At 70.0% G+C, this 18,119-nt stretch carries 16 protein-coding genes and 1 riboswitch; of the genes, 9 read left to right on the top strand and 7 right to left on the bottom strand.

Going from position 1 to position 18,119, the window contains the following annotated elements:
• Window positions 1–10 precede the first annotated feature (10 nt).
• The 9 genes from polA (at window position 11) to ACZ5KV_RS08415 (ending at window position 12,337) form a co-directional block, all read left to right on the top strand.
• Window positions 11–2,689, top strand: coding sequence for a DNA polymerase I (gene polA / locus ACZ5KV_RS08455; protein WP_464238864.1), 2,679 nt, complete (start codon window positions 11–13; stop codon window positions 2,687–2,689).
• Between the two features lie 199 nt (window positions 2,690–2,888).
• Window positions 2,889–3,347, top strand: a complete 459-nt coding sequence (locus ACZ5KV_RS08450) for a MarR family winged helix-turn-helix transcriptional regulator (protein ID WP_464238863.1) — start codon at window positions 2,889–2,891, stop codon at window positions 3,345–3,347.
• Complete coding sequence (locus ACZ5KV_RS08445) at window positions 3,344–4,732, top strand: MFS transporter (protein WP_464238862.1); 1,389 nt, start codon at window positions 3,344–3,346, stop codon at window positions 4,730–4,732. Before ACZ5KV_RS08450 ends, ACZ5KV_RS08445 begins: the two co-directional genes overlap by 4 nt.
• Before the next feature lie 113 nt (window positions 4,733–4,845).
• The gene (locus ACZ5KV_RS08440; protein ID WP_464238861.1) at window positions 4,846–6,015 is read left to right on the top strand and encodes a pyridoxal-phosphate-dependent aminotransferase family protein; all 1,170 of its coding nucleotides are present in this window, start codon (window positions 4,846–4,848) and stop codon (window positions 6,013–6,015) included.
• A 51-nt stretch (window positions 6,016–6,066) separates the two neighbouring features.
• Complete coding sequence (locus ACZ5KV_RS08435; RefSeq protein ID WP_464238860.1) at window positions 6,067–6,423, top strand: DUF1844 domain-containing protein; 357 nt, start codon at window positions 6,067–6,069, stop codon at window positions 6,421–6,423.
• Window positions 6,424–6,433: 10 nt separating this feature from the next.
• The gene (gene argC, locus ACZ5KV_RS08430; RefSeq protein ID WP_464238859.1) at window positions 6,434–7,486 is read left to right on the top strand and encodes an N-acetyl-gamma-glutamyl-phosphate reductase; all 1,053 of its coding nucleotides are present in this window, start codon (window positions 6,434–6,436) and stop codon (window positions 7,484–7,486) included.
• 197 nt (window positions 7,487–7,683) lie between these two features.
• Window positions 7,684–8,970 (top strand): EAL and HDOD domain-containing protein, encoded by a 1,287-nt coding sequence (locus ACZ5KV_RS08425; RefSeq protein WP_464238858.1) that lies wholly within the window; start codon window positions 7,684–7,686, stop codon window positions 8,968–8,970.
• Between the two features lie 382 nt (window positions 8,971–9,352).
• Window positions 9,353–11,593, top strand: coding sequence for a TonB-dependent receptor (locus ACZ5KV_RS08420; RefSeq protein WP_464238857.1), 2,241 nt, complete (start codon window positions 9,353–9,355; stop codon window positions 11,591–11,593).
• 186 nt (window positions 11,594–11,779) lie between these two features.
• Window positions 11,780–12,337: a hypothetical protein gene (locus tag ACZ5KV_RS08415; RefSeq protein WP_464238856.1), complete on the top strand. Its 558-nt coding sequence runs from the start codon at window positions 11,780–11,782 to the stop codon at window positions 12,335–12,337.
• Window positions 12,338–12,430: 93 nt separating this feature from the next.
• Here ACZ5KV_RS08415 and metK read toward each other — a convergent pair whose 3' ends face one another.
• From metK to ACZ5KV_RS08380, 7 genes are all read right to left on the bottom strand, one after another.
• Entirely contained in the window at window positions 12,431–13,603 is a 1,173-nt protein-coding gene (gene metK, locus ACZ5KV_RS08410) for a methionine adenosyltransferase (RefSeq protein ID WP_464238855.1), read from the bottom strand.
• A gap of 94 nt (window positions 13,604–13,697) precedes the next feature.
• Complete coding sequence (panC, locus tag ACZ5KV_RS08405) at window positions 13,698–14,546, bottom strand: pantoate--beta-alanine ligase (RefSeq protein WP_464238854.1); 849 nt, start codon at window positions 14,544–14,546, stop codon at window positions 13,698–13,700.
• Between the two features lie 78 nt (window positions 14,547–14,624).
• A riboswitch (SAM riboswitch) is annotated at window positions 14,625–14,731 on the bottom strand.
• Between the two features lie 153 nt (window positions 14,732–14,884).
• Window positions 14,885–15,712 carry a hypothetical protein gene (locus ACZ5KV_RS08400; RefSeq protein ID WP_464238853.1) on the bottom strand — a complete coding sequence of 276 codons (828 nt, stop codon included), beginning with the start codon at window positions 15,710–15,712 and terminating at the stop codon, window positions 14,885–14,887.
• 34 nt (window positions 15,713–15,746) lie between these two features.
• The gene (gene truA / locus ACZ5KV_RS08395) at window positions 15,747–16,508 is read right to left on the bottom strand and encodes a tRNA pseudouridine(38-40) synthase TruA (protein WP_464238852.1); all 762 of its coding nucleotides are present in this window, start codon (window positions 16,506–16,508) and stop codon (window positions 15,747–15,749) included.
• A gap of 14 nt (window positions 16,509–16,522) precedes the next feature.
• Window positions 16,523–17,131, bottom strand: coding sequence for a MotE family protein (locus tag ACZ5KV_RS08390; protein ID WP_464238851.1), 609 nt, complete (start codon window positions 17,129–17,131; stop codon window positions 16,523–16,525).
• Complete coding sequence (gene fliJ, locus ACZ5KV_RS08385; RefSeq protein WP_464238850.1) at window positions 17,118–17,561, bottom strand: flagellar export protein FliJ; 444 nt, start codon at window positions 17,559–17,561, stop codon at window positions 17,118–17,120. Before fliJ ends, ACZ5KV_RS08390 begins: the two co-directional genes overlap by 14 nt.
• Window positions 17,562–17,678: 117 nt before the next feature.
• The gene (locus ACZ5KV_RS08380; RefSeq protein ID WP_464238849.1) at window positions 17,679–18,107 is read right to left on the bottom strand and encodes a DUF2721 domain-containing protein; all 429 of its coding nucleotides are present in this window, start codon (window positions 18,105–18,107) and stop codon (window positions 17,679–17,681) included.
• Window positions 18,108–18,119 lie beyond the last annotated feature (12 nt).

Below are 18,119 nucleotides of genomic sequence, written 5' to 3'. Positions count from 1 at the left end.
TGGAGCCCCCATGTCCCTCAAGGAACGCCTTGGGCTGGAGCAGGACCCCGTCTTCCTCGTGGACGGGCACGCCTTCCTCTACCGCTTCTTCTACGCCAACCCGGGCATCTCGCGCGCCGACGGCTTCCCCACCAACGCGGTGTTCATGTTCGTGCGCATGCTCTTCGGGCTGCTGCGCACCGAATCCGTGCGCTACGCGGGGTTCTTTTTCGACGGCAAGGGCCCGACCTTCCGCCACGAGCTGTTCACGGCCTACAAGGCCCAGCGTCCGCCCATGCCCGACGACCTGCGCGTGCAGGTGGACCACGTGCTGCGCGCCATCGGCCTCATGGGCTTCAAGACCATCACCAGCCAGGGCGTGGAGGCCGACGACTGCATCGCCGCCCTGGCCGCGCGCCTGGGTGCCCGGCGCCCCGTGGTCATCGTCGGGGCCGACAAGGACCTGCGCCAGTGCCTGACCCCGCGCGTGGTCATGTGGGACCCCGGGGCCAGGAAGGACAGCGTGCTGACCCTGGAGGCCTTCCAGGCCGACACGGGCCTGACCCCGGCCCAGTGGCCCGACTTCCAGGCGCTCATCGGCGACAGCGCCGACAACATCCCCGGCGTGCCCAAGGTCGGGCCCAAGACGGCGCTGCGCCTGATGCAGGACCACCCGACCCTGGAGGCCCTGCGCGAGGCCGTGACCTCGGGCGCGGGCGAGTTCACCCCCGCCCTGCGCCAGCGTCTGGCCGAGCACATGGACGAGGCCTTCCTCTACCGCAAGCTGACCACCCTGGACACCACGGCCTGCCCGGAGCTGGACCTGGACGACCTGGCCTGCGCCGCGCCCGACGCCACGGGCATGGCCGATTTCCTGGCCGAGTTCGAGCTGCGCTCCCTGGGCCGCGAGCTGCCCGCCGTGCTGGCCCTGGCGGCCAAGGCCGCGCCCGGGGCGTCCGGGGCGCCGGGCGCCCCCAAAGCCAGGGCCAAGGCCGCACCCGAAGCGGGCCAGCAACAGGGCACCCTGTTCGACATGGCCCCGGCCCGGCCCCAGGCCGAGGCCGACATCCAGGAGGCCAACGCCCCCACGGCCCTGCCCGACGCCGCCGGGCAGGTGGCCGGGCTGTTGCCCGAGCCCGGCGCCGCCCCGGGCGACGACACCTTCCTGGTCGGCCTGGGCGGCGAGGAACTGCGCACCCCCGGGCCCGTGGCGGCCCTGGCCGCGCACCTGACCCCGGCCCGCGCCGTGGCCACGCCCGACGTAAAGGCCCTGCTGACCCGCGACCCGGCCTGGGCAGCCCTGCCCGAAGACCGCTGGTTCGACCTCGGGCTGGCCGCCTACCTGCTTTCCCCCGAGGACCGCAACTACTCCTGGGAGCGTCTGACCGGGCGCCTGGCTCCGGAGCTGCTGCCCGCGCCCGCAGCCGGGCAGGCCTGCACCGCCGCCGCCCTGGCCCGGGCCCTGGAGGGCCGCCTCGCCGCCGCCGGGCTCGACGCGCTCATGCGCGACGTGGAAACCCCGCTCATCGGCGTGCTGGCGCGCATGGAGCGCCGGGGCGTGCTGGTGGACAAGGCGGCCCTGGCGGCCTTCCTGGCCGAGGTCAGCACCGAGCTGGACGCCCTGGAGGCGCGCATCAAGGAGCGCGCGGGCGTGGATTTCAACCTGCGCTCCAGCCAGCAGATGGCCGATGTGCTCTTCACCCGCCTGGGCCTCAAGCCGCGCGGCAAGACCCCCGGCGGCCTGCCCTCCACCTCCTTCGACGTGCTCGAAAAGCTGCGCCACGAGCATCCCGTGGTGGCCGACATCCAGGCCTGGCGCAAGCTGGAGAAGATGCGCTCCACCTACCTGGAGCCCCTGCCCAGGGCCGCCGGGCCCGACGGGCGCATCCGCACCACCTTCAACCAGTTGGCCACGGCCACGGGCCGCCTGTCCAGTTCCAGCCCCAATTTGCAGAACATCCCCATCCGGGGCGACATGGGCCGCAGGATGCGCGCCTGCTTCGTGGCCCCGGCCGGGCGCCTGCTGGTGGCGGCGGACTATTCGCAGGTCGAACTGCGCGTGCTGGCCCACCTGTCCCAGGAGCCCGCCCTGCTGGAGGCCTTCCGCCACGGCCAGGACATCCACGCCCGCACGGCGGCCATCCTCTTCGACACCGAGCCCGCCCGCGTGACCCCCGACCAGCGCCGCAACGCCAAGACCATCAACTTCGGGCTGATCTACGGCATGGGCCCGCAAAAGCTCTCGGGCGAGCTGGAAATCCCCCTCTCCGAGGCCAAGGCCTTCATCGAGCGCTACTTCGAGCGCCTGCCCGGCCTGCGCGACTTCTATCAGGCCGTGGAGGACGACGCCCGCAACCACGGCTTCGTGACCACCATGGCCGGGCGCCGCCGCCTGCTGCCGCACATCGACACCCAGAACCAGCAGGACCGTGCCCTGGCCCGGCGTCAGGCCATCAACACCCGCGTCCAGGGCTCGGCGGCGGACATCATCAAGCTCGCCATGCTCGCCGTGGACCGTGACCCCGAACTGGCCGCCCTGGACGCGCGCCTGTTGCTCCAGGTCCACGACGAGCTGCTCCTGGAATGCCCCGAGGCCAATGCCGCCGCCGCAGGCCGGCGCATGGCGGACATCATGAGCGGCGTCATGCCCCTGGACGTGCCCCTGGCAGTGGACTGGGGCCAGGGCCCCACCTGGGCCGAGGCCCACTAGCAACCGGGGGGCCGCCCCCCCGCCCCCGGCAGGGCCGAAGGCTCCCGGCGTCCGTCGCGTTTCCTGCGATGAAGCCGCAGGTGCGGTTTTCCGCGCGCGCCCGCCCCGCGGAGAAAACCGCGGGGCCGCCCGTTGACAGCCTCCCCGCGCGGTATTAGTTCCCTCCTCAACTGTTGATTGGTAAACAAACGGAGGGCCCATGGACCATCACGCGCGCAGAATGACCTCGGGGGGCTATCGCATCGGCATGATGAGCCGCCTGCAAGGGGCGTTGCTGGAACGGCGCCTGCGCAGCTATGGCGTGGCCGCCGGGCAGTTGCCCTACCTCATGGAAGCCCTGTGCAAACCGGGGCAGACCCAGGACGAGATGGCCGCCCGCGTGGGCGTGAGCCGCGCGGCCACGGCCCGGGCCCTGCGCACCCTGGAGCAGGACGGGCTGGTCACCCGCGCCGAAAACCCCGACAACCGCCGCCAGAAGCTCGTCTCCCCCACCGAACGCGCCCGGGCACTGGAAGTGCCCCTGCGCGCCGTGCTCGACGGGCACAACCAGATGCTGTTCAAGGATTTCTCCCCGCAGGAGCGGACCCTGGCCCTGGGCCTCATGGACCGCATCGTGCAGAACCTCAAGACCTCTCTGGACAACTGGGACAATTCGTGAAGACTCCCCTCGCCCCGGACCAGCGCGCGGGGCTGTTCACCATAACGGTCACGCAGTTCGTGCTGGTGTTCATGCTTTCGTCGGTGGCCGTGGCCGTGCCCGCCCTGGGCCGCGAGTTCGGCGCCAAGGCCTCGGAGCTGGGCCTTGTGGAATCGGGCTACATCGCCGCCGTGTCCATGCTGCTGTTCCCCGTCACCCGGCTGGCCGACATGGTCGGACGCGGCGCGGTGTTCCTCTCCGGCATCGTCGTGTTCACCGTGGTCAGCCTGCTCCTGCCGCTGACCACGAGCATCGGCGCCTTCATCGTCCTGCGCGTGTTCCAGGGCGCGGGCGGGGCCATGATGGTCACCACCGGACTGGTCATCCTGGCCGAGCTGTTCCCGGCCCAGGGCCGGGGCCGGGCCCTGGGCATCTCCTCGGCGGGCGTCTACCTGGGCATGTCCGGCGGGCCCATGATCGGCGGGCTGATCACCACCCACCTGGGCTGGCGCTGGATCTTCTACATCTGCGCCGTGCCCTGCGTGGCCTGCGCCGTGCTGGCCCTGCGCCATCTGCCCGTGCGCCCCAAGGTCACGCGCGGGCTGCGCTTCGACTGGGGCGGCGCCGTGCTCATGGGCCTGGGCATGATGCTGCTGACCCAGGGCGGCACGCACTTCGACACCGCCTTGGGCAAAACCATGCTCGGCGCGGCCCTGCTGGCCCTGGCGGCCTTCGTGGTCTGGGAGGCCCGGGCCGACGCGCCCCTGCTCGACCTGCGCCTGTTCGCGGGCAACAAGCCCTTCGCCTTCGCCAGCGCCGTGCAGTTCATCAACTACGCCGCCGTGTTCGGCATCACCTTCCTCATGAGCCTGTATCTGCAGATCGCGCGCGGCATGACCGCCGGGGACGCGGGCCTCGTGCTCATGGCCCAGCCGCTGACCCAGGCCGTACTCTCGCCCCTGTCCGGCACCGTGGTCGACCGCGTGCCCCCGCACCGCGTGGCCACCATGGGCATGGGCCTCGGCAGCCTGGCCATGGCCATGGCCGCCCTGCTGGGGCCCGGCTCGCCCCTGCCCGTGGTCGTCGGCATCCTGCTCCTGTGCGGCGCGGGCATGGCCATCTTCGCCACGGCCAACGTCAGCGTCATCATGGGCAGCGTCGCGCCCACGCATTACGGCGTGGCCTCGGCCATGACCGCCGCCATGCGCACCACGGGCATGACCTTCTGCCTCGTGGTGGCCAGCATCGCCCTGTCCGTCGCCCTGGGGCCGCACCCGGCCACGGCGGAAAACGCCCCGCAATTCCTGGGCGCCATGCGCGTCGTGCTTCTGGGCTTCGCCGCTCTGGGCGCCGTGGGCACGGTGCTCAGCCTGTATGCGCCCATGCGCCGCCCCGACGCGCCCTGACGGACCCGGGCGCCCCGGGGAGCGCGAGGGAGATTGAAGGTTTGCGGGATACGCGGTACACCTTCCCCGCAACCCGTGCGCAACCCCGAACCCGCCGCAAAGGACCGCCGCCCATGACGCCCAAGACGCGACTGCTGACCCCCGGGCCCACGCCCCTGCCCGAAACCGTGCGCCTGACCCTGGCCATGGACATGGTCCACCACCGCAAGCCCGGCTTCACGGCCCTGCTCGGCGAAGTCCAGGCCGACCTGCGCTGGCTCTTCGGCACGGCCCAGCCCGTCATCGCCATGGGCTGCTCGGGCACCGGGGCCATGACCGCCGCCGTGGGCAATCTCTTCGCCCCCGGCGAGCAGGTGCTGGTCGTCGAGGGCGGCAAGTTCGGCGAGCGCTGGACGGAAATCGCCGGGGCCCACGGCCTGGACGCGGTGATCCTCTCCGTGCCCTGGGGCCGGGCGGTGACCGTGGAGCACATCCAAAAGGCCCTGGCCCAGCACCCGGACATCAAGGGCATCCTGGTCCAGGCCTCGGAAACCTCCACCGGCGTGCTGCACCCCGTGCGCGAGCTGGCCGCCTTCACCCGCGAGCGCGACCTGATGCTCGTGGTCGACGGCATCTCCGCCGTGGGCATCTCGCCCTGCCCCATGGACGAATGGGGCATCGACTGCCTGCTCACGGGCTCGCAAAAGGGCCTGATGCTGCCCCCGGGGCTGGCCTTCGTGGCCCTGTCGGCCCGGGCCTGGGAGCGCGTGGAGCGCGTGAACCCGCGCCACTACTATTTCAACCTGCGCGGCGAGCGCGACAAGATCACCGGCTCCAGCCAGACCCTGTTCACCCCGCCCATCAACCTGCTCATGGGCCTGCACACCTGCCTGGGCATGTTCCGCGAAACGACCCTGGAGGGCGTGTTCCGCCACCAGTGGGCGCTGACGCGGATGGCCCGCGCCGGGGCCGATGGCCTGGGCCTGGAACTGCTGGCCAAGGACCACTACACCTGGGGCCTGACCAGCATCCTGCTGCCCGCCGGAGTGGACGGCGCACGCCTGCTCCAGGCCGCCGCCGAGCGCTACGGGGTGGTCATGGCCGGGGGCCAGGGGCAGCTCAAGGGCCGCATGGTCCGCATGGGCCACATGGGCCACGTGGATTTCGGCGACGTGCTGGCCGGGCTGGCGGCCCTTGCGGGCTCCCTGGCCCTCACGGGCGGGCACAGCGGCTCGCGCGACTTCCTGGAGCGGGCCATGGCCGCCTACGAGCAGGCCCTCGTGGACGGGCCGCCCGCCTGCTAGGCCACCCGCACGGCAATGGACAGCGCCAACAAGACACAGGAGGAAAAGGCCATGAGCAACGAACAGCCTGACGGCCGGCGCCCCGACCACGGCGACGGGCCGAGCAACGAGCAGCAACGCGCGGCCGAGCGCGCGGCCGACGCCGCCGCCGCCCACACCCCCCTGCCCGAGGTGACCTTCTCCACCTTCGTCATGTCCCTGGCGTCGTCGGCGCTGGTGCACCTGGGCGAGGTGCCCGAGCCGGAATCGGGCCGGACCATGGCCAACCTGCCGGTGGCCAAGCACACCATCGACATCCTGGCCATGCTCCAGGAAAAAACCGGCAACTGCCTTGCGCCCGACGAGCGCAGGCTGCTGGAAGGCCTGCTCTACGAACTGCGCATGCAATACGTCATGAAGATGAAGTGAGGCTCTGGCGATGACGATCTTCAAGGCCGGTCTGGTAGGCGTCACCGGCTACACCGGCATGGAACTGGCGCGCCTGCTGTGCGGCCACGGCGGCCTGGAACTGGTGCGCGCCACCTCGCGCTCCGACGCCGGGCGGACCCTGGCCCAGCTCTTTCCCGGGCTGGCGGGGCTGCCCGTGGGCGGGCTCACGGTCAGCGAGCCCGACGTGGACGACCTGGCCCGGGCCTGCGAGCTGGTGTTCCTGGCCGTGCCCCATGGCACGGCCATGGACATGGCCGCCGCCCTGGTCGAACGCGGGGTGCGCGTGGTGGACCTGTCCGCCGACTTCCGCATCAAGGACCCGGCGACCTACGCCCAGTGGTACGGCCTGGAGCACCGCCACCCCGGGCTCATCGCCGACGCCGTGTTCGGCCTGCCCGAGCTGTACGCCCCGGCCATCCGCACGGCCCGGCTGGTGGCCAACCCCGGCTGCTACCCGACCTCGGCCATCCTCGGCCTGCACCCGGCCCTGAGCCGGGGGCTGATGGAGCCCGACGGGCTGGTCATCGACTCCAAGTCGGGCGCCACCGGCGCCGGACGCAAGGCCGCCACGGGCTCGCTGTTCTGCGAGGTGTCCGACACCTTCCGGGCCTACAACCTCGGCCGCCACCGCCATACCCCCGAAATCGAGCAGGAGCTGTCGCGCGTGGCGGGCCGGGACATTCTCGTGTCCTTCAACACGCATCTTCTGCCCATCAACCGGGGCATCCTGTCCACCTGCTACGCGCGCCTGGCCCGCCCGGCGAGCCTGGCCGAGGTCCATGCCGCCTACGAGGCGGCCTACGCCGACGCGCCGTGGGTGCGCGTGCTGCCCCAGGGCGCCCTGCCCGAGACCAAAAACGTGCGCGGCACCATGTTCTGCGACATCGGTCTGGTGGTGGACCCGCGCACCGACCGGCTCATCGTGGTTTCGTGCATCGACAACCTCTGCCGGGGCGCCTCGGGTCAGGCCCTGGCCAACGCCAACCTCATGCTCGGCCTGGACGTGGCCGAAGGCCTGCGTCTGGCGCCGCTGGTGCCCTGACCCCTCCGCCCGGGCAAGCCCCGCGCAAACCGCCCAAGGCCGCCGGAACCCCTGGTTTCGGCGGCCTTGCGCGTTCGCCCGCCCCCAAAAAGCAAACCCCTTGCCCTTGCAAGCAAAATCATGGCATAGTGGCGATACTGTGGACTGCCGCCACAGCGTTCATCGTCACCTCAACCTCGTTTTGCACCGGAAAAAGCATGACTGACGCTTTTCAGACCGCTTCCGAGGCCGTCTTCGTGGCCCGGCAGCCCATCTTCAGCCCCAAGATGAGCGTCTGGGGCTATGAACTGCTCTTTCGCGCCACGGGCGACGCGCGCTCGGCCCAGGTGGCCGATGCGGACATGGCCACGGCCAAGGTCATCGCCGACGGCTTCCTGCTGGCGGCCCAGGGCCTGCTCCCCGGCCAGCGGACCCTGGTCAACTTCCCGCGCACGCTGCTGCTGGAACAGTTCGCCTTCGCCCTGCCTGCGGACATCGCCGTGGTGGAAATACTGGAGGACGTGACCCCCGACGAGGCCGTGCTGGCCGCCGTGCGCGAGATCAAGGCCGCGGGCTACACCCTGGCCATGGACGACTTCACCGGCGAGGCCGCCCTGGAACCCTTCCTGCCCCTGGTGGACATCATCAAGGTGGACGTGCTGGGCGTTCTCGGCCCCGACGGCCTGGAAGGCGCCCAGCGCCTGCGCGACGTGGTCGGGCGCCTGAAGCCCTACGGCTGCCGCCTGCTGGCCGAAAAGGTCGAGGACAACGCCGTGTTCTCCCTGTGCCGCGAGCTGGGCTTCACCCTGTTCCAGGGCTATTTCTTCGCCCGGCCCGAAATCATCCCCGGGCGCAAGATCGCCTCGGGCGAACTGACCAAGCTCCAGCTCCTCCAGGAGCTGGGCACGCCGGATTTCGACGTGAAGCGCCTGGCGGACATCATCCAGCGCGACCCCTCCCTGACCTACCGGCTGTTCCGCTACATCAACTCCGCCGGCATGGGCGTGCGCCAGAAGGTCGAGTCCGTGACCCGGGCCATCGCCCTGCTGGGCCAGCGCCAGCTCGCCCAGTGGCTGCGGGTGGTGATCATGTCCGACCTGGCTCCCGGCAACAAGGGCCGCGAGGTGACCTTCCTGTCGGTCCACCGGGGGCGCTTCCTGGAGCTCATGGCCGAAAACTGTCCGGCCGCCTATTCCCCGGAAACGCATTTCCTCATCGGCCTGTTCTCCCTGCTGGACGCCATGCTCGGCATGCCCATGGAACAGATCCTGGCAACCCTGCCCCTGGACGACGACATCAAGGCCGCCCTGGCCGACAAGGGCAACGCCAAGTACCGCTTCTGCATCGACCTGGCCCGGGCCTACGAGCGCCAGGACTGGCCCGTGGTGGACACGATGCTGGCCGTGCCGGGGCTGCCCCCGGAACAGGCCGACGTGCTCTACACCCAGGCCATGGAATGGACCCAGGCCATCCTGACCCCCCACGCCCAGGAACAGGACGGCTAGCGCCACCCGGCCCCGGCCGACCCTCCCACCCACCTCCGGCACGGCCCCGGGCGATCAGCCCGGGGCCGTGTGCGGCGGCCCGCCCCCCGACCCATGCCCCGCCCCGGAGCACCCTTTCTCCGGGCCGCCCCTCTGTGCGCGCGAAATAGCACAAGCTGAAATATGATAACACTTTCCTCTTGACCTTCTTCTTTTAGTTCTACTATCCACATCTTTGTTTCCGAATCATACACCTGAATTTCCCGTTTCAATATTCAGCGGGCGCTTGAATCGCATACCGTTTTCCGGTGTCACCGGGAGCGGCAACGGTGCAAGGGCGCTCGTGCCGCCCGCGCTTTTGCCGTTAACGGGGGCGGAAAACCCGGCACCAGGAGGCTGGCCAATGCGTAGCACGTTATCCATTTCCTTCCGCGTTCCATGCCTGTTCCCCGGAGTGTGCGCGGCACTCCTGCTTCTGGCGGCGGCTCCGGCTTTTGCTGCGGAAAACACCATCCGCCTCGACGAAATGGTCGTGAACGCCACGCGCATCATCGCCCCGACCATGCAAAGCGGCGACACCGTGTTCACCGGCACGCAGATCACTGCGGACGGCATCGGAATGCAGGGCGCCAAGGCCCAGACCAGCATCTACAACGCCCTGCAGATCCTGCCCGGGGTCAGCGTGGAGAGCGTGGACAGCCTGGGCCTGAGCCCCGAGCAGACCTCCATGCGCATGCGCGGCATCCGGGGCTCCATGGGCGCCATGAGCGTGGAGGGCGTGTCCAACTGGGGCGGCAACCCCATGGGCCCGCGCGAGTATCTCTACGACACGGAAAACTTCGAGAGCGTGACCCTCTACAAGGGCGCCGTGCCCACCGACATCGGCACCGGCGTGGGTGCGCGCGGCGGGGCCATCGAGCTGCGGCCCAAATGGCCCAAGGAGGAGCCCGGCCTGGAGTTCGAACAGGGCGTCGGCTCCAACGCCTACACCCGCACCTTCCTGCGCCTGGACAGCGGCCAGGTGACCGACTCGGGCACGGCGCTGTCCGGCTCCTTCTCCTACACCGAGGCCGACAAGTGGAAAGGCCCGGGCCAGAGCGGCCCGCGCACCAACGTGAACATGATGCTGCGCCAGCCCACCACGGGCAGCGACGACATCAAGATATTCTTCAACTCCAACTACGTCGAAAGCGACATGTACCGCTCCCTGAGCTATGCAGAGACAGAGTCGCTCTCGGACTATTACGACAAGGACTTCAACGACGAACGGACTGGAAATGCGGCAGACGACATCTACTACTATAAAAACAACCGTGGCATCTACGGCAACAACGACCTCATGGCCATCATCACCGCGAGCGTCGACGATACCTGGGGCTTCCGGTTCAAGCCGTTCTATTCCAAGGAGAACACGACCATCTACGAGGGTAATTCTGCCAACAACCGCCTGCAGCAGCGCAACCGCGACACCGAGCGCTTCGGCATGACCTCGGAGATGGAAAACCACTTCGGCGAGGTGACCACCGTCCTCGGCTACCTGTACGAGGCCGTGGACATGCGCATCGTCACCAAGAACTACAACCCGAGCACCGAGCAGTTCCTGGGCTACGGCATCTACACCACGAACCTGGACAAGGGTCACCTGCACACCCCGTTCCTGAAGGTCGGCGGCGACCACGGCGCCTTCAAGTGGCAGACGGGGCTCAAGTACTTCTACTACATCGACCCCGCCACCCGGGGCTACGTTTCGGCCACCGGCTCGCCCAACACCCTGGTCCACAAGCCGGACTTCGACCGCGAAACCAAGGAATACGACGCCCTGTTGCCGTCCCTGGCCCTGTCCTACGCCGTGAACGACACGGTGGAGCCCTTCCTCAGCTACGGGCGGACCCAGATCCGCCCCTACTCCTACGTGCCGCTGATCAACCTCTACAGCCAGAAAAATGCGGACTTCGTGGCCGCGGGCGTGACCCTGGACGACCTGTTCGAGACCCGCGACATGGAGACCACCGATACCGTGGAACTGGGCACGCGCCTGAGCCTGGGCCCGGCCGAGATCACCCCGTCGGTCTTCTTCTCCAAAAGCGACAACCTGCTGGTCACCGTCCACGACAGCCGCATCGGCACCTCGGGTGTGGACTACCAGCAGAACGCGGGCGAAGCCACGGGCTACGGCGCCGAGATCGAGGCCAACTTCCACCTGAGCGAGAACTTCACCTGGTTCCTGAGCCCGTCGTACACCGTGCTGACCTACGACGACGACCTGACCTACCAGGGCACGACCCTGGACAGCAAAGGCAACCAGGTGGTGGACACCCCGCGCTGGATGGCCAAGACCGGCTTCATCTTCCGCCACGGCGGGTTTGAAATCTCGCCCATGCTGCGCCTGATGGGCGAGCGTTACGGCGACCTGGAGCACGAGGAGAAGGTGGACGGCCACGCCGTGGTGGACCTCAGCGCCTCCTACACCTTCGACCAGGTGGACTGGGCCAAGCGCGTGCGCCTGAGCCTGGACCTCTACAACCTGCTGGACGCCGAGTACGTCTCGACCATCGATTCCAGCGACGACACCCGCGCCGGAAGCACCAGCTACCTGGTGGGCGGCCCATTCACGGCCCTGCTGCGCCTGGGCGTGGAATTCTAGGCACCCGGGTCCGCCGCTTTCGCCGCTTCCGCTGTCGGCACGGCACACACACCCCGCCCCCTCCGGCCCCGGCCGGAGGGGGCCTTTCTGTCCCGCGCGCCGCACGCCGCTTCCGGTGGAGCGTTTCTTGCTTCGCACCCCGGGCGGGAAATTTTTTCCCTCGACCCACAGCCATCGGGAGGAAGCATGCGCATCGACGAAAGCACCCGGAGCCCCTGGACGACGGCGGCCGCCGCCCGGGAACAGGAACCCCAGGACTACGCCGCCGCCGCCGGGCAGGCCGCCGAGACCGCCGACACCTGGACCGGAGACGAAGCCTTTTCGGCCTCGCGCGCCGCCGCACGGCTGGCCGAAGAAGCCGCCGCGTCGGCCCTGGCCGCCACGGTGGACCCGGCCCCGGTGGGCGGCTTGAGCTGGCTCGCCGAGCAGGGCGCGGCGCTCTTCGAGCAGGGCCGCCCCGTGCTGGGCATGAAGGACGGTCTGCCCATCGTGGCCGCAACCGAGGAGGAGCACGCCCAGGGCGTGGCCTACCTCAAGGAGCAGTTCGCCAAACGCGGGCAGGACACCGAAAACATCGAATGGATCACCATCCGCGTCCCCGTGTCCGACGGGGCCATGGGCCCGCAGGTGGGCTGGTTCCAGACCACGGCGGCCATGCTGGACACGAGCAACCTCAAGGTCCTCGGCCCGACCGAGCTGCCGGAAAACATCGCCAGCGCCCTGCGCTCCCTGGGCCGGAACTGATCCGGCCTCCCCTTGGCGCCGAGCCCCTCGCAGGCCACGAAAAAGGGGACCGCCCACAGGCGGTCCCCTTCTTTGCGCGCCGGGGCTCCGGCGCTAGCCCTTGCAGTTGGCCTTGAGGGCCTCGGCCATGTCCGTGGCTTCCCAGGTGAACTCGGGACGCTCGCGGCCGAAGTGGCCGTAGCACGCCGTGGACTTGTAGATGGGCCGACGCAGGTCGAGCTTCTTTTCGATGTAGTAGGGCCGCAGGTCGAAGGTCTGCTGCACGGCGTCGGTCAGGGCCTCGTCGCTGATCTGGCTGGTGCCGAGGCTGGACACGAGCACGGAAACCGGCTCGGCCACGCCGATGACGTAGGCGATCTGGACCTGGCACTTGGGGGCCAGCCCGGAGGCGACCACGTTCTTGGCGATGTAGCGGCCCATGTAGGCGCCGGAGCGGTCGACCTTGGACGGGTCCTTGCCGGAGAAGGCGCCGCCGCCGTGGGCGCCCATGCCGCCGTAGGTGTCCTGGATGATCTTGCGCCCGGTCAGGCCGCAGTCGCCCATGGGGCCGCCGATGACGAAGCGCCCGGTGGTGTTGATGAAGATGCGGGTCTTCTTGCGGTCCACGAACTCGCCGGGCAGGGTCTTGTAGATGACCTCCTCGCGGATGGCGTCCACCAGGTCCTGATAGGCGATGTTCTCGTCGTGCTGGGCGGCGATGACCACGGTGTCGATGAACTTGGGCTGGCCGTCCTCGTAGGTGAAGCTGACCTCGGTCTTGCCGTCGGGCCGCAGGAAGTCGAGGATGCCTTCCTTGCGCACGTAGGTCAGGCGGCGCGAGAGCTTGTGGGCCCAGAAGATCGGCGCGGGCATGAGGGTCGGGGTCTCGTCGCAGGCAAAGCCGAACATCATGCCCTGGTCGCCCGCGCCCTGCTCCTCGGGGGCCTTGCGGTCCACGCCCTGGGCGATGTCCGGCGACTGCTTGTCGATGGTGGACATGACGGCGCAGGTGTCGGCGTCGAAGCCCATGGCCGAACTGGTGTAGCCGATCTCGCGGATGGTTTCGCGCACGATGGCGGGCAGGTCGGCGTAGCCCTTGGTGGTGATCTCGCCGGCGATCATGGCCAGCCCGGTGGTGACCAGGGTCTCGCAGGCCACGCGGGACTCGGGGTCCTGGGCCAGCAGCGCGTCGAGCACGGCGTCGGAAATCTGGTCGGCGACCTTGTCGGGGTGGCCCTCGGTCACGGATTCGGACGTGAAGTGGAAACGGCCTTTGTTGCTGATCATGCGGTCTTTCCTCCTGAGTCGTTTCCCCGCCGGGTCGTGCCGCCGGGGGTGTGTTGCGGTTCTCCGGCGCGGGCGGAGCCCGGCCGGGCGGGGGTTACGGGTGCAGCAGCTCGTTGTCGATGAGCCGGGCGCGGCCCAGGCGCACGGCCACGGCGGCCAGGGCCGGGCCCTCCAGGGTCGCCACGGGCTGCACGTTTTCGGGGTCCACTATCTCGATATAGTCCACCTCGCCCGCGGGCACGTGCTCGGCGTAGTGCGCGGCGATGGCGGCCTTGAGGGCGGCGGCGTCGCGCTGCCCGGCCCGGGCCAGGGCCCCGGCGTGCAGCAGCCCGGCGTGCAGCTCCGGAGCCTGGGCCCGCTCGGCGGGGCCGAGGTAGACGTTGCGCGAACTGAGCGCCAGGCCGTCGGCCTCGCGCACGATGGGGCGGCCCTCGATGCGGCAGGGCAGGTGCAGGTCGCGGGCCATGCGCTTGAGCACGGCCAGTTGCTGCCAGTCCTTCCGGCCGAAGACCGCCACGTGGGGCAGGGCCAGGTGCAGCAGGATGCTGACCACCGTGGCCACGCCCCGGAAATGCACCGGGCGGCTCGCGCCGCACAGGTGGCGCGCCAGGGGCGGCACCTCGACCCAGGTGCAGTGGTCCGGCGCATAGATCGCCCCGGGATCGGGCATGAACACCGCCCGGGCCCCGCAGGCCTCGGCCAGGGCCACGTCGCGTTCGGGGTCGCGCGGGTAGGCTTCCAGGTCCTCCCCGGGGCCGAACTGGGTGGGGTTCACGAACACGCTGACGTACACCGTGTCGGCATTGGCCGCCGCCCAGCGGATGAGGCTGGCGTGGCCCTCGTGCAAAAAGCCCATGGTCGGCACCAGGGCCGTGACCCGACCCCGAGCGCGCTCGGCCAGGGCCTGGTCCTGGAACAGTTTCGGATCGCTGATGATCTCCATAAACCCTTGCATCCTCCCGGGCACGGCCCGAAAAAAAAGCCCCTCCGCAAGGGGGAGGGGCTGATGCGTTGCGCGTCACTCTCATGGTCCCTTGCGGGCCTGGCGTTAGCACCTTGCTCTCCGCTGACGGAGCAGGTTGCCGGGCGGTCGACGGGCCAGATCCCTCGCGCCTCTCTGCATGATATGTCAGGTGCGGGCGCCTTAGCTCCCGCGTGAACACAAGGTGTATCAAAACCCCGGGCCCGAGGCAAGCACTTTGTGAAAAACGCGGGGAACTCCACGCCGGAGGCTGCCTGCCCGGTGTATCCCACACGCCCGGCAGCGCCTGCGGCCCCGGGTCAGGCCGAGCCGCGCAGCAGCCCGGGGCCCAGCTCGGGGGCCGCGCCCGCCCGGGTTTCCGTGCGGGTCTGGGCGTGGGTCGAAGCGGCAGGGGTGCCCTCCTCGCTCGGCGCGGGCACCACGGGCGCGGCCTCGACCACGTCCAGCAGGGCCGAGCGCTCCAGGTTGGCGACCTCGACGCGGGCGGACGGGCCCAGGTCCTCCAATGCGGCGGGGTGGACCAGCCGCGAGTCCAGCCCCGGGGCGCGGATGGCCCCGGCCTCAGTCGCAAGCGCCGGGGCCAAGCCGTCGTCCACCCCGCCCAGCAGGGCGTCCACGCCTTCGGGGTCGCGGGCCAGGGCCGCCAGGAAGGCCGGACGGTCCAGGGTCCAGGCGCCGTCCGCGCCGTCGCGGGCGATGCCCACGGTCGCCAGCTCCGCGGCCCGGGCATCCAGGGGCCCGGCGGTGCGGGCCGCCAGCCCGGATTCCAGCAGGTCGGCGTGGTCGTCCAGGAAAGATTCGAGATCGTTGGCGGCGTCCAGCAGGGTACGCACCCCGGCGGCGCGTTCCAGCCCGGCGCTGCCCGAGGCCAGGGCCCCGCCGCCGGACTCCACGGCCCGGGCCGCGCGCTCCAGGCCCGTCAGCCGCAGGTCCATCCCGGCCTGGACAAGGGCCCCGAGACGGTCCCGCCGGGCGCGGCGTTCAGCGCCCTGGTAGCGCCACAGGGTCCGCGCGCGGAAGGCGTCGAACTCCAGGGCCAGGACCGTCCGGTCCAGGCCCTGGGCGTTCAGCCCACCCGGGGTGCCCAGGGAGCCGTTCGTCGAGGTGTCGAGTGCGATGCCGGTCATGAGTCCGCCACGCTGTGCTTGCGCCGGAGCGCGTTCAGGGCCAGGGCGGGTCGTAGTGCACGCGGGTCAGGCACAGGCCCCGGGCCGGAGCCGTAGCAAAGGCCACGGCCCGCTCGCGCCCGGCGATGATGGCCGCCACGTCGTCCGGGGCGAACCGCTCCTGCCCGACGGCCACCAGCAGCCCGATCATGTTGCGCACCATCTGCTTCAAAAAGCCGTCGGCGCAAAAGCGCCAGTCCGTTTCGCCCGGAAAGGCTCCCGGTGCGCGAAGCACGGAGGCCACGGTGCGCTCGGTGCTCTTCACGGGGGTGCCCGTGTTCTGGAAGCAGCGGAAGTCGCGCTGGCCGATCATGTGCCGCGCGGCGGCGTCCATGGCCGCCTCGTCCAGGGGCCCCGTGGCCCAGACGAAGTTGCGCCGTTGTGGAATATGGTATCGGCCTTCGGGCCATAAACTGTAGGTGTAGGTCTTGCCCAGGGCGCTGAAGCGGGCGTGGAAGCCCTCGTCCACCACCTCGGCGGCCAGCACGGACACGTCGGCGGGCAACCGCGCGCCCAGGGCCCGGACCCAGGACACCCCCGCGCGGGACTCGGGCACGTCGCAATGGGCCACCTGCCCCAGGGCGTGGACCCCCGAATCCGTGCGCCCGGCGCCATGCACGCGCACGGGCCGGGCGCAAATGTCGCACAGGGCCTGTTCCAGAACCTGCTGCACCGTGCGCTGGGAGCGGCCCTGCTGGATCTGCCAGCCGCAAAAGGCCGTGCCGTCGTAGGCCAGGGTCAGCTTGAGGCGAGGCACCGCTCCGCTCCGGCCTACTGGAAGGGAATCTGCAACCGCGTGAGCTGCTCGGCCAGCCGCGCGGCCTTCTCGGCGTTGACGAAGGTCAGGATCTCGCCCGCCTGACGCCCGCGCAGACCGGCGAGAATCTTCACCGCCTGGGCCTCGTCCATGGTTTCCAGCACCGTGGCGGCCTGCTTGGCCTTCATGTTGGCGAACACGTCTATGAGGTGGCGATCCTTCTTGTCCTTCACGGCCTGGGCCTCGTCGAGCATCTGCTGCATCTGGGCCCGGCGTTCTTCCAGGGCGGCCATGTCCTGGGCGATCTTCTGCTCCAGGGCCTTGAGTTCGCGCTCGCGGCGGTCCAGTTCCTCCTGGCGACGGGCCAGGCCCTGGCGGTCGCCCCCTTCACCCGCTGCGGCGTCGGCAGCCGGAGCGGCCTGGGGGGCCGCGGCCGGAGCGGGGGTGGGAGCCTGGGGCTGGGCAGGGGTCGGCGCCGGGGTCTGGGCCTGCGCCTGGGCCACGGCGACAACGGCCCCGCCGCCCCGGGCGGGCGCCATGATCTGCAACCCCAGCACGCCGAGCAGCACCAGCTTGACCAGCGCCAGGGCCATAAGCAGCTTGAGCAGCCTACACGGCTTCATGGCCGTAACGAAGCGTCGCCATCTCATCGGTTTCCCTCTGTTCCTTCTGGTTCTCGCGGGTGCGGAACTCGCGCTCCTTGCCCGCGCGCAGCCGTTCCAGGAGCTTCTTTTCCCGGGCGCGGGCCACGAGGTCCTGCCGGGCCTGGGTCAACTCGCGGCCGCGCTGCATGAGCACGCGCTCAGCCAGGGCCAGATCCTCTTCCAGGCGCACCCGGTAGCGCCGCCACAGCCACAGGTCGTTCTCGGTGACCTGCTCCCCCTCATACAACGAGGCCATATGCCGTTCCAGCCCGTGGCGCAAGTCGCCCACCGCCGCCTGCTGGGCGCGGTGAGCCGCCAGGGCCCGGGCCACGGCCATGCGCGCCTGGTCTTCCTGCTGGCGGCGGTAGTCGAGCACGCGCTCAAGGGAGAAACGAAAGCCTTTGGCCACACTGCCTCCGCTGAACAGGGGGTTGCGCCAAGATTCCGGCACGGGCCGGGCCCGCCCCGCAGGGGAAGCAAGAACCGGGCCGGACCCCGCCCCGTCCCGCCGGGCCACTCCCTCCGCCTAGCGCTCCCCGCCGGACCGACGCTCCGTTCCGGGCGTACCCTCCATGTCCGCCAGCAGAATGTTCATGGCGTTGACCGAGATGATGATCTCGCGCAGGGACTGGACCAGGGAAATCATGAGCAGGACCATGCTCAGGCCGAAGAGCGCGTGCCCGGTCACGGTCCAGCCGCTGAACAGGGTGAACATGCACAGCACGCAGGTGAACAGGCTGAACACGCCGAAGCCCTGCATGCTGCGGATGAGATAGAGCCGGGTGCGCAGGGCGTCGATCTGGCGGCGGTGCGAGTCGCCGCCCTCGGTGCAGTAGCGGTCGTGCAGCTCGCGGATGCGCGTGGTGATGGTCAGAAAGCGGTTCGTGTAGGCCAAGAGCAGCAGCGAGATGGCCGGGAACAGCAGGGCCGGAGTGGTCACGGTGATGTCCAGCAAGGGGATGTCTCC

The sequence above is a fragment of the Desulfocurvus thunnarius genome (genome assembly GCF_055390965.1).
This window is presented reverse-complemented; position numbering and strand designations above follow the sequence as displayed.

Excerpts from the sequence above, each read along its gene's own strand:
- panC (WP_464238854.1), bottom strand. The coding sequence starts at position 14,546 with ATGGAGATCATCAGCGATCCGAAACTGTTCCAGGACCAGGCCCTGGCC.
- ACZ5KV_RS08415 (WP_464238856.1), top strand. The coding sequence starts at position 11,780 with ATGCGCATCGACGAAAGCACCCGGAGCCCCTGGACGACGGCGGCCGCC.
- ACZ5KV_RS08425 (WP_464238858.1), top strand. The coding sequence starts at position 7,684 with ATGACTGACGCTTTTCAGACCGCTTCCGAGGCCGTCTTCGTGGCCCGG.
- metK (WP_464238855.1), bottom strand. The coding sequence starts at position 13,603 with ATGATCAGCAACAAAGGCCGTTTCCACTTCACGTCCGAATCCGTGACC.
- ACZ5KV_RS08420 (WP_464238857.1), top strand. The coding sequence starts at position 9,353 with ATGCGTAGCACGTTATCCATTTCCTTCCGCGTTCCATGCCTGTTCCCC.
- ACZ5KV_RS08450 (WP_464238863.1), top strand. The coding sequence starts at position 2,889 with ATGGACCATCACGCGCGCAGAATGACCTCGGGGGGCTATCGCATCGGC.
- argC (WP_464238859.1), top strand. The coding sequence starts at position 6,434 with ATGACGATCTTCAAGGCCGGTCTGGTAGGCGTCACCGGCTACACCGGC.
- ACZ5KV_RS08440 (WP_464238861.1), top strand. The coding sequence starts at position 4,846 with ATGACGCCCAAGACGCGACTGCTGACCCCCGGGCCCACGCCCCTGCCC.
- ACZ5KV_RS08400 (WP_464238853.1), bottom strand. The coding sequence starts at position 15,712 with ATGACCGGCATCGCACTCGACACCTCGACGAACGGCTCCCTGGGCACC.
- ACZ5KV_RS08390 (WP_464238851.1), bottom strand. The coding sequence starts at position 17,131 with ATGAAGCCGTGTAGGCTGCTCAAGCTGCTTATGGCCCTGGCGCTGGTC.
- ACZ5KV_RS08435 (WP_464238860.1), top strand. The coding sequence starts at position 6,067 with ATGAGCAACGAACAGCCTGACGGCCGGCGCCCCGACCACGGCGACGGG.
- polA (WP_464238864.1), top strand. The coding sequence starts at position 11 with ATGTCCCTCAAGGAACGCCTTGGGCTGGAGCAGGACCCCGTCTTCCTC.